Below are 11062 nucleotides of genomic sequence, written 5' to 3' on the forward strand. Positions count from 1 at the left end.
TCTTCACCCCGATATCCTATACTGCCGAAATAGATAATGTATTGTATGACAAGAAACAGACGGATTGAAATCACTTCTGATCCCAGAATCCTAAACTTTGTCGGTATTGCCCTTCCAATGTAGACATCTATGCATTTTCAACTGTTTTGTAAGCAGACCACAGCTTGATCATAATAGAGGCATTGGAGCACAATACTTATAACCAACCCCTCTAAGCACTCATATCAATCCTCTATTTTTGAAAATATCCGGTGTCTACACAAAGCATAAAAAATCATACTGCTGGATATACTGTAAACAACCTTACATAACTAGGCACACACCATAGCAATTCTGTTACCTACTATAACAAGGAAGTGAAACCTATGAATCGAAAAGGCGGGCTTTTTTCCTCTCAGGAACGAGTAAAGCAATATGTTTCACATACAGATGCAGCAGCAGCAAAACAAATCCAAACCATCCTTTCTTCATCCTTACGTAAAGCTGCCGGCAAACCAATTGTCGTGGTTTGTATCGGAACAGACCGTTCAACCGGTGATTCATTAGGCCCGCTCGTAGGAATGAAACTCAAACAAATGCCACTCACCAGATTCCATGTCTATGGAACCCTATCTGATCCCGTCCATGCTGTGAACATGAAGGATAAAATCAATGACATTCAAAAATTACATAAAAACCCATTTATTATAGCGGTCGATGCATGCTTAGGACGCGTTAAAAGTGTAGGATCGTTTCAAATCGGAGAAGGGCCATTAAAGCCTGGGGCTGGTGTGCAAAAAGACCTTCCTGAAGTGGGAGATCTTCATATTAACGGAATTGTGAATGTGAGTGGTTTTATGGAATACTTTGTATTGCAAAATACAAGGCTACACTTAGTCATGAATATGGCAAATGTTCTTGCAGAAGGATTGAGTTTAACAGATCGAACAGAGTGGAGGCAGGAACGCCTTAACCCGCTGCAAAGGCTCACTGGACGAATATAAAACAAAAACCATCTTCGCTTGAAAGATGGTTTCTTTATTTATGATTCTCGTTCAGACAAAAGTTCTAAAATCCGGTCAAGATCTTCATTAGAGAAAAATTCGATTTCGATTTTACCTTTTTTCTTTTGTCTTTTAATATTAACCGTTGTTCCAAAATAATTTTGGAGATAAGATTCCCGTTCTTTTAGAACCGCGTCTTTCACAGGTTCTTTTTTCTTTGTTTCACGTGAAACATTCTCATTTAACTGCTGAATCAGCTGCTCAAGCTGGCGAACATTGAGCTGCTCCGCAATCACTTTTTGTACAAGCGGTTCAAGCTTATTTTTGTTTTTCAGGCCAAGAAGCGTGCGTCCATGCCCCATGGAAAGCGTACCATCGGCAATAAGCTGCTGAATGTTTTCTGGCAATGTCAGCAATCTTAAATGATTCGCAATATGCGGTCTGCTTTTCCCAAGACGTTTGGCAAGCTGTTCTTGCGTGAGATCTAAGTGTTTCAGCAAGGAGTCATAGGCCTGAGCCTCTTCAAGCGGCGATAAATCTTCACGCTGAAGGTTTTCCAATAAAGCAATTTCTCTCATTAAAGCCTCTGATAATTCACGGACAATCGCCGGAACTGTGTCTAAACCCGCCAGCTTTGCCGCTCGAAAACGCCGTTCCCCCGCAACAATATCATAGCCTTTTAAAGATTTTCTGACGATAAGAGGCTGAAGAATGCCATGCTGCAGCACAGATTCTTTTAGTTCAGCTAATGCCTCGTCGTCAAAGTGTTTTCTTGGCTGATAAGGATTAGGGCGTAAATCGGCAACTTTAATTTCTTCAACTGTCTCTTCAGACAAATCGACCTGATTAAACAACGCATTAATCCCTTTTCCAAGGCCTTTAGCCATTCGCAGCCACTTCCTTTGCTAAATCTAAATATACTTCCGCACCTCTTGACCGCGGATCGTATAAAATGATGGGTTTTCCGTGACTCGGTGCCTCGCTCAGACGGACATTACGCGGAATAACCGTCTTATATACTTTATCTCTAAAATATTTTTTAACCTCTTCAATGACTTGAATACCGAGATTCGTCCGGGCATCAAGCATTGTCAGCAATACACCTTCAATCATTAAATCAGTATTCAAATGCTTTTGCACAAGACGTACTGTATTTAATAACTGGCTGAGCCCCTCCAGGGCGTAATATTCGCACTGTACAGGAATCACAACGGAATCTGAGGCAGTAAGCGCGTTAATCGTCAGCAACCCCAATGACGGCGGACAATCAATGATAATATAATCATAATTCTGCTTTACTGCTTCAAGCGCCCTCTTCAGTCTCACTTCTCTTGAAATCGTCGGAACCAACTCGATTTCAGCTCCGGCAAGCTGAATGGTCGCAGGAATCACGTCCAAGTTCTCTACTGTCGTTGCTTTAATAATATCTATTACATCTGCATCATCTACTAAAATATCGTACACACACTGCTCTACATCGGCTTTTTCAATCCCTAATCCGCTTGTCGCATTCCCCTGCGGATCAATATCTACCAGCAGAACCCTTTTCCCTATGTAAGCTAAGCATGCCCCAAGGTTGACAGACGTCGTTGTTTTGCCCACTCCGCCTTTTTGGTTCGTAATTGCTATGATTTTTCCCACGATGTCACCTACTTTCACATGAACATGTACTATCTTGCTTCTATTCTATCAAAAAAAGATTAAAGCGTTTCATTTTTTTCATCATTTTGTTCCGATTCAGAAGGGAAATAATTGAAAATTCAAGCTTGTCATATGCTTTCTCTTATAAATTCTGCAATTTCTATGTTTTTTTGACTTAAAAAAGGAATTTCTTAAAGAAAAAAAGAAGAGGTTACAGTGCAGAACGTACAGGACGGTGAGAATATGGTTTATAAAACAAAGAGAGATATACCCGTTACGCTGATGATTGTGTTCCTTATATTACTGATACAAGCAGATGCCATCGTTCCTTTTGTGATGGGAAATGTGAGGGTTTCAGGCTGGATCATTTTTACTCTGCTGACTCTTTTAAATGTGCTCATCATTTGGAGCTTTATTGATCTGAAATATGTATTAAGGGAACATCATCTGATCATTAAAGCCGGACTGATCAAACATCAAATTCCTTACGAAAAAATCGACAAAGTGGTTCAAAAAAAGAAGCTGTGGTCAGGTTTTCGTCTGATCGGCTCTCGTCATGCCATCACGATATATTATCAGAGAGGCTGGGGACATGCAGTGATTTCTCCGCAAAATACTGAAGAATTTATCCACAAGCTCGAAGAAAAGAATTCTAATATAACATTATCGACTAAAAGTAATTAATTTCCTTTTACAATAAGAATAAAAGCTCTCCTGCTTTTCAGGAGAGCTTTTATTTTGGTATGCGAATCGTTAATTGAATATATTCTTCAAATTCTTCTTCTTCCGTATTCAATTTTACACCGCTGTCTTCAACCATTGATAGTGACTGGCGAATCGTGTTCATTGCAATTCTTGTATCTCTGCTGAACGCTTTGCGTCTCGGCTTTGGTTTTCTCTGGCCTTGCTCCAGCATTTTCACCACGCGGTCTTCCGTCTGCTTTACATTTAAACTTTTCTCAATAATCTCTGTGAGCAGTGTGACTTGGAGCTCAGGCTGCTTCAGCGGAATCAGCGCTCTGGCATGACGCTCAGTGATTTTCTTCTCCATAATCGCGTCTTGGACCGGCTGAGGCAGCTTTAATAACCGCAGCTTATTCGCAATTGTGGATTGCCCTTTTCCTAAACGCTGTGCGAGTGCTTCCTGTGTTAAGTCATGCAGCTCAAGAAGCCGAGCATAGGCATGCGCTTCCTCAATAGAAGACAGTTCTTCCCGCTGCAAGTTTTCAATTAACGCCACAGAAGCGGTTTCCGTGTCGGAAAAATCCTTAATAATAGCCGGAATCTTTTCCCACTCGAGCGATTGTACCGCTCTCCAGCGTCTTTCACCTGCAATGAGTTCGTATTGGCCCTCTTCTTCTGTATGCCTGACAACAATCGGCTGAATAATGCCGTGTGTATGAATGGTCATTGCTAACTCTTTGATTTTTTCATCTGAGAAAATGGTGCGTGGCTGAAAACGGTTGGGAACGATAGCATTTACCGGTATTTCCAGAATCTCTTCTTTGTTTGTCTCATGTTCAGCAATCTCCGGTTCCTGTTCCTTCTCACCAAGCCCGAAGAAACGAGAGAATGAATGCTTCATGTACCTACACCACCTTTAAAAACTGCCATTTTTATAATTCTATTTTCTCATGGTTTTTCCTGCTGTACATCCATCAATTTTGATGAAAATATGATGGTATTGTCATATCAGGCTGTCTAAATTACCCTTCAATTGGCGATTTATTAGGAGTTCCCGGTTTTCTTGGATACTTCTTAGGTGTATTTTTTGTCTTGCGTATCACCATAATATTACGATCGCTTTCTTCAATAGGCAGCTTAAAGGAATGGATATTCTCAAGTTCTCCTCCAAGCGTCGTGATTGCTTTTTTGCCGGCATTCAGTTCTTCTTCAGCTGATGCGGCTTTTAAAGCAACAAACAAACCGTTTTTCTTCACCAGAGGCAGACAAAGTTCGCTCAAAACAGATAGTCTTGCAACTGCTCGCGCCGTCACAATATCATAGCTTTCCCGTACGTCTTTCCGCTGTCCGAATGTTTCAGCTCGGTCATGGCAGAATGTCGTATTCTCCAATTGCAAAGCTTCAGACAACTTTTCTAAAAACGTAATCCGTTTGTTTAGTGAATCCACGATTGTGACATGGAGGTGCGGAAAGCATATTTTAATCGGAAGACTCGGAAAACCCGCTCCCGCTCCGACATCACAAATCGTGTTCACTTGATTGAAGTCGACATAAAAAGCAGCTGTAATGGAATCATAAAAATGCTTAAGATACACTTCTTTTTTCTCTGTAATTGAAGTCAGATTGATTTTTTCGTTCCATTCAACCAGCATGTCGTAATACAGCTCAAATTGCTCCAGCTGACGGGGAGAAAGGGAGATCCCTTTTTCCGCCAAACTAGAAGTGAATTCTTCAATATTCATGCCGTCATCCTTTCTACTCGGCTATCTTCGCAATGCGTCCCTGCTCTAAATACACCAATAGAATTGAAATGTCCGCCGGGTTTACACCGGAAATACGGGAAGCTTGGGCAACAGACAAAGGACGCACATTTTTCAGCTTTTGACGCGCCTCAGTCGCGATCCCTTTGATTGCGTCATAATCAATTCGATCCGGAATTTTTTTGTTTTCCATCTTCTTCAGTTTTTCCACTTGTTGAAGGGATTTTTCAATATATCCTTCATATTTCACTTGGATTTCTACTTGTTCTGCCACGTCTTGCGGAACCGGCACTTCTGGCGGCGCCAGTTTTGTGACTGTTTCATAGTTCATTTCAGGACGTTTCATCAAGTCTGTGCCGCGAACTCCATCTTTCAATTCGCTTCCGCCAAGAGAACGGATATATTCTTGATTTTCCGGTGACGGCTTGATAATCACAGAGTGCAGACGTTTTTTCTCCGCTTCAATCGCCGCTTTTTTCTTCTCAAAAGCTGCATATCTCTCATCAGAAATCAATCCAATGCGGTGTCCGATTTCTGTCAGACGCAAATCAGCATTGTCATGGCGAAGAAGCAATCTGTATTCAGCACGTGATGTCAAAAGACGGTATGGTTCATTGGTTCCTTTTGTTACAAGGTCATCAATCAGAACACCAATGTAGGCGTCAGAACGGCTTAGAATCACTTCTTCTTTTCCAAGCGCTTTTCGTCCTGCATTGATTCCCGCCATAATCCCTTGTCCCGCAGCTTCTTCATAGCCTGATGTTCCGTTAATTTGGCCTGCAGTGTAAAGGTTTGCGATTTTTTTCGTTTCAAGTGTCGGCCATAGCTGTGTCGGTACGATCGCATCGTACTCGATCGCATAGCCGGCTCTCATCATTTGCACGTTTTCAAGACCAGGAATCGTTGCAAGCATTCTTTGCTGTACATCTTCTGGCAGACTTGTAGATAACCCTTGGACATAGACTTCCTGCGTATTTCTGCCTTCCGGCTCAAGGAAGATCTGGTGACGCGGTTTATCATTAAATCGGACAACTTTATCTTCAATGGACGGGCAATATCTTGGGCCCGTACCTTTGATCATACCCGAATACATCGGTGAACGGTGCAGGTTGCTGTCAATAATCTCATGTGTCTCAGGGCTTGTATATGTCAGCCAGCAAGGGAGCTGATCTGTAATATATTCCACTGTTTCATATGAGAAAGCGCGAGGCACATCGTCACCAGGCTGAATTTCCGTTTTGCTGTAATCAATCGTGTCGCTTTTGACGCGAGGCGGCGTACCTGTTTTAAAACGAACGAGGTCAAAGCCCAGTTCCTCCAAATGCTCAGAAAGCTTAATAGAAGGCTGCTGGTTATTCGGACCGCTTGAGTAAGACAGATCACCAAGAATGATTCGTCCTCTTAAATATGTCCCTGTCGTCATGACAACTGCTTTCGCACGATAATGCGCGCCGGTTTGTGTAATAACACCGCGGCATTCGCCGTCTTCAACAATCAGCCGTTCCACAATTCCTTGCAGCAATGTTAAGTTTGGTTCTTTTTCAAGCGTATTTTTCATTTCGTGCTGATATTGGAATTTGTCTGCTTGCGCACGCAATGCACGGACCGCAGGACCTTTTCCAGTATTCAGCATTCTCATTTGAATATGCGTTTTATCGATGTTTCTGCCCATTTCTCCGCCGAGCGCGTCAATTTCGCGGACGACAATCCCTTTTGCGGGACCGCCGACAGACGGATTACATGGCATAAATGCAACCATATCTAAGTTGATGGTCAGGACAAGCGTTTTGGCGCCTTGGCGTGCTGATGCGAGGGCAGCCTCAACACCGGCATGCCCGGCGCCAATCACAATCACATCGTATTGGCCTGCTTCATACCCCATGATTCTAGTTCCTCCTTTTATTATTTTCCTAAACAGAATTGAGAAAAGAGCTGATCAATTAAGCTTTCGTGGACAGAATCTCCGATGATTTCACCCAAAAGCTCCCAGCATCTTGTAAGGTCGATTTGCACCATGTCGATCGGGACATCCTGTTCGATGCCGCTAAGCGCATCTTCAATGGCACGTTTTGCTTGCTGTAAAATAGAGATATGACGTGTGTTGCTGACATAAGTCAGATCTCCGCTTTCAATGGCACCCGTGTAGAACAGCGATTGAATCGCTTCTTCCAGATCATTGACGCCTTCCTCTTTTAATAGAGATGTCGTGACAACAGGACGTCCATTGGCAAGCTCACGGACACGCTCACTGTCAATCTTCGCCTCAAGGTCAGTCTTATTCATAATCACGATAACGTCCATGCCCTCAACGGCTTCAAAAAGCTTCACGTCTTCTTCAGAAAGCTCTTCACTATAATTAAGCACGAGTAAAATCAGGTCCGCTTCCTTTAGAACCTGGCGAGAACGTTCAACACCGATTCGTTCAACAATATCCTCTGTTTCACGAATACCTGCTGTATCAACCAGACGAAGTGGAACGCCCCTTACATTAACGTATTCCTCAATTACATCCCGAGTCGTTCCGGGAATATCGGTTACAATGGCTTTTGCCTCATGAACGAGGCTGTTCAGAAGAGATGATTTTCCTACATTCGGCCGGCCGATAATGACAGTAGAAAGACCTTCCCGCAAGATTTTTCCTTGCTCAGAAGTCCTCAGCAGCGCCTCAATTTCTTTTTTCACGGCGGTTGCCTTTTCAACCAAAAGCTGATGCGTCATTTCCTCTACATCATCGTACTCCGGATAATCTATATTTACCTCAACGTGAGCCAGCGTTTCTAAAATCTCACTGCGTAAACGGCGCACCAAAGCAGAAAGACGCCCTTCCATTTGATTCATGGCGACGTTCATTGCCCGGTCCGTTTTCGCTCTGATTAAGTCCATAACCGCTTCCGCCTGTGAAAGATCAATTCGGCCGTTTAAAAACGCGCGTTTCGTAAATTCACCAGGCTCTGCCAGTCTCGCTCCCTCTCTCAATGCGAGCTGAAGCACTTGGTTCACAGTCACAATTCCCCCGTGACAGTTAATTTCGATGACATCTTCACGTGTAAAAGTTCTCGGTGCCTTTAACACTGATACCATTACTTCCTCTACGACACGATCCGAAGGTCTGTCTACGATATGACCATAATGAATCGTATGTGATTCGACCGAGCTGAGTGTTTTCCCCTTCGGCCCTTTATAAATTTTATCTGCGATTTGAATTGCTTCTGGTCCGCTCAACCGTACAATCGCAATCGCGCCTTCTCCCATCGGAGTGGAAATTGCTGCAATTGTATCCATGCTGTTCACCTCTCTTTACTTATACTTTCATCTATATAAAAAAATTTTTATTATGCCAAAACTAAAAGATAACATAGTTTGGTTCGAAGTGGAAGATATGTTATCCACAGAATTAGGAATTCGCCTCCTATTACTTTAACTTATCCACATGTGAATAACAATTAATTTTATTTCCTGAACTTCCTTTTTATCAACAGGATACACCTAAAAAGAAAAAACTTAAACGGCAAAAGCTTGATATGACTAGGAAAAATAGATTTTTCTCATACAAAAAAACCGAAATCCGCTTTTTATCGGACTTCGGTTTTATGCTATCTTTTATGGGAAATAACGAGATGGCGATTTTCGCCTTCACCCATTGAATATGTTTTGATCTGGTGATTTGCATATCCAGAAAGAGTATCATGAATGATTTTTCTTTCACTGGACGGCATAGGTTCAAGATGAACTGCTTTTTTCGTTTTCAAGACCTGGTCTGCAAGCCTGATGGCCAGCTGACTCAGTGTATCTTTTCTTTTCAAACGATAGTTTTCTGCATCCACCGTCACATTTTTATATTGGCCTGGATAACGATTAAGGACAAGCTGTGTCAAAGTTTCAAGGGCATTTAAGGTTTGTCCTCTTTTCCCAATCAACAAGGCCGCTTTTTCACCTGTTATATGGAAACTCACTGTCTTTTTGCTTTCTTGAACAGTCACATCAGACTTCCCGGCAATCTCTTCGGCAATTGTTTGAAGATAAGACTTCGCTTGCTGAATCGGATCAATCTTTTCAACCAGCTTTACGACCGCCGGCTTTTTACCGAAAATACCGAGAAACCCTTTGTTTCCCTCTTCAATAACGGTAATTTCTACCTTATCCTTCGTTAATTCCAGCTCTTGCAATCCAGACTGTACTGCTTCATCGACATTTCGCCCTGCAGCAGTCACATTCCTCACTTTTTCTTTCCTCCGGCTTTTTCCGGCTCAGGATTTTTTTTAATATCTGGTCCTTTAATGAGGAAAGTTTGTGCAATCATAAATAAGTTACCGACTACCCAATAAAGAGAAAGAGCCGCCGGGAAGTTGATCGCAAATACGATAATCATAATCGGCATAATCCAAAGCATCATCGCCATTTGCGGATTTTGCTGCGCATTTCCCGCCATCATCAGTTTTTGCTGAACAAATGTAGCAACACCGGCAACGATAGGAAGAATATAAAAAGGATCTTTTTCTCCTAAGTCAAACCATAAGAAACTATGCTCTGAAATCGCCTGTGTTCTCATGATCGCATGATAGAATCCAATTAAAATCGGCATCTGGATTAAAATCGGGAAACATCCCGCCAACGGATTGACACCATGCTTTTGGAATAAAGCCATTGTTTCCTGCTGAAGCTTTTGCTGTGTTTTTTGATCCTTTGAGCTGTATTTTTCTTTAAGCTTTTGCATTTCCGGCTGTAAAGCCTGCATCGCTTTCGAACTTCTCAGCTGCTTAATCATCAGCGGTAAAATTAATAAACGAATTAAAATGGTAACAAGAATAATTGATAGTCCATAGTTATCTCCCGTCAATTTCGCTACATACGTAATGAGCTCAGACAATGGATATACTACGTACTTGTCCCAAAAATGCGGACTATCTGCAGTGATTGGCTCCTTCACACTCGAGCACCCAGCCAAAAGCATGAATACGCCAACCATACTTAATAGCAACCCTATTCTCCTTTTCAACAACATTTCCTCCTATAATTAATCTTTACACTCTTTTATTGCAAAGCATACTTGTATGTATTTTAGCATCTTTCAGTTTTAAATGGTGTCTTTTTCTGATCAACCAGAAAGGAAGCGCTTTTAAAAGTTGTAAGAAAGCAGTGACAATGCCTACTTTGACGAAGATTTCTTATATAAAGAAGACTTCCTGAATAGATGCTGCAGACTTTTTTTCGTTTCCTCATATGTCAGCTGGCTCGCCGGTTTTCTGGCAATAATGATGTAATCCTTTTCCTTCAGTCTCTCTTTCTCTTCAAGAAAAGCCTGCCGAATCAAACGTTTGATCCGATTTCGCATCACAGCGTTGCCAATTTTTTTGCTGACGGAAAGCCCGACGCGCAGCTCATCGTTTTCAGGCTGATCAAGCGTATATAAGACAAACTGGCGGTTCGCTATTGATGTCCCATGCTTAAACACTTTTTGAAAATCTTCATTTTTCTTTAAACGATTTCGCTTCTTCAAATGACTCACTCCGATACTGGCTGGCAGAAACTTTTGAAATTTATTATGAAAATGAGATGCACTAGAACCAGGGAGCATACCCCGGTTCATCATGCATCACATCTATCTTTTCCCATAAAGTGAAAAAAGACCACTGACATTATTCAGTGGCCTAAGCTGATAATACTTTTCTGCCTTTACGGCGACGGCGTGCTAAAACTAGACGACCGTTTTTTGAACTCATACGGCTTCTGAAGCCATGAACTTTACTGCGTTTACGGTTATTCGGTTGGAATGTTCTTTTCATTTATGACACCTCCCTCGAGGAATAGCTGTTAAAGACAGTCTTACTTATTATATTTGCGTTACCTATTCATTGTCAACTTCACTAGTGCTTTTATTTCTTGCAACCATAATAGGATACCACACCTTCCCGACTTTCGAAACCTTATTTTTTAGATTCCTTAATTTAACGAAAAAAAGTCAGAAAAACTGCTCTAAAGATACGAATGTGGATA

General features: G+C 42.0%; 12 protein-coding genes. 2 read left to right on the top strand and 10 right to left on the bottom strand.

What is annotated here, in order from left to right:
• Positions 1-365 precede the first annotated feature (365 nt).
• Positions 366-983 carry a spore protease YyaC gene (gene yyaC, locus GYO_RS43035; protein WP_014115893.1) on the top strand — a complete coding sequence of 206 codons (618 nt, stop codon included), beginning with the start codon at positions 366-368 and terminating at the stop codon, positions 981-983.
• A 38-nt stretch (positions 984-1021) separates the two neighbouring features.
• Here yyaC and spo0J read toward each other — a convergent pair whose 3' ends face one another.
• On the bottom strand, positions 1022-1870 hold the full coding sequence (gene spo0J, locus GYO_RS43040) for a stage 0 sporulation protein Spo0J (RefSeq protein WP_014115894.1): 849 nt from the start codon (positions 1868-1870) through the stop codon (positions 1022-1024).
• Positions 1863-2624: a sporulation initiation inhibitor protein Soj gene (gene soj, locus GYO_RS43045; protein ID WP_003219244.1), complete on the bottom strand. Its 762-nt coding sequence runs from the start codon at positions 2622-2624 to the stop codon at positions 1863-1865. Before soj ends, spo0J begins: the two co-directional genes overlap by 8 nt.
• Positions 2625-2867: 243 nt before the next feature.
• On the opposite strand from soj, the gene GYO_RS43050 reads away from it, so the two are divergent.
• Positions 2868-3308 (top strand): PH domain-containing protein, encoded by a 441-nt coding sequence (locus GYO_RS43050; RefSeq protein WP_041521218.1) that lies wholly within the window; start codon positions 2868-2870, stop codon positions 3306-3308.
• Between the two features lie 49 nt (positions 3309-3357).
• Here the strand turns inward: GYO_RS43050 and noc are convergent, their stop codons facing one another.
• The 8 genes from noc to rpmH all read right to left on the bottom strand — a co-directional run bounded on the left by noc (position 3358) and on the right by rpmH (position 10851).
• Positions 3358-4209, bottom strand: coding sequence for a nucleoid occlusion protein (gene noc, locus GYO_RS43055; protein WP_003219249.1), 852 nt, complete (start codon positions 4207-4209; stop codon positions 3358-3360).
• A gap of 121 nt (positions 4210-4330) precedes the next feature.
• Positions 4331-5050, bottom strand: a complete 720-nt coding sequence (rsmG, locus tag GYO_RS43060; protein ID WP_003236640.1) for a 16S rRNA (guanine(527)-N(7))-methyltransferase RsmG — start codon at positions 5048-5050, stop codon at positions 4331-4333.
• A gap of 13 nt (positions 5051-5063) precedes the next feature.
• Complete coding sequence (mnmG, locus tag GYO_RS43065; protein WP_014115896.1) at positions 5064-6950, bottom strand: tRNA uridine-5-carboxymethylaminomethyl(34) synthesis enzyme MnmG; 1887 nt, start codon at positions 6948-6950, stop codon at positions 5064-5066.
• Positions 6951-6970: 20 nt separating this feature from the next.
• Entirely contained in the window at positions 6971-8350 is a 1380-nt protein-coding gene (gene mnmE, locus GYO_RS43070; protein ID WP_014115897.1) for a tRNA uridine-5-carboxymethylaminomethyl(34) synthesis GTPase MnmE, read from the bottom strand.
• A 311-nt stretch (positions 8351-8661) separates the two neighbouring features.
• On the bottom strand, positions 8662-9288 hold the full coding sequence (gene jag / locus GYO_RS43075; protein ID WP_014115898.1) for an RNA-binding cell elongation regulator Jag/EloR: 627 nt from the start codon (positions 9286-9288) through the stop codon (positions 8662-8664).
• Entirely contained in the window at positions 9285-10070 is a 786-nt protein-coding gene (gene spoIIIJ, locus GYO_RS43080; RefSeq protein WP_044059167.1) for a YidC family membrane integrase SpoIIIJ, read from the bottom strand. Before spoIIIJ ends, jag begins: the two co-directional genes overlap by 4 nt.
• 144 nt (positions 10071-10214) lie before the next feature.
• Positions 10215-10565, bottom strand: coding sequence for a ribonuclease P protein component (gene rnpA, locus GYO_RS43085; RefSeq protein ID WP_041521115.1), 351 nt, complete (start codon positions 10563-10565; stop codon positions 10215-10217).
• 151 nt (positions 10566-10716) lie between these two features.
• Complete coding sequence (rpmH, locus tag GYO_RS43090; RefSeq protein WP_003178075.1) at positions 10717-10851, bottom strand: 50S ribosomal protein L34; 135 nt, start codon at positions 10849-10851, stop codon at positions 10717-10719.
• Between the last annotated feature and the right edge of the window lie 211 nt (positions 10852-11062).

The sequence above is a fragment of the Bacillus spizizenii TU-B-10 genome (assembly GCF_000227465.1).
Taxonomy (GTDB): Bacteria; Bacillota; Bacilli; order Bacillales; family Bacillaceae; genus Bacillus; species Bacillus spizizenii.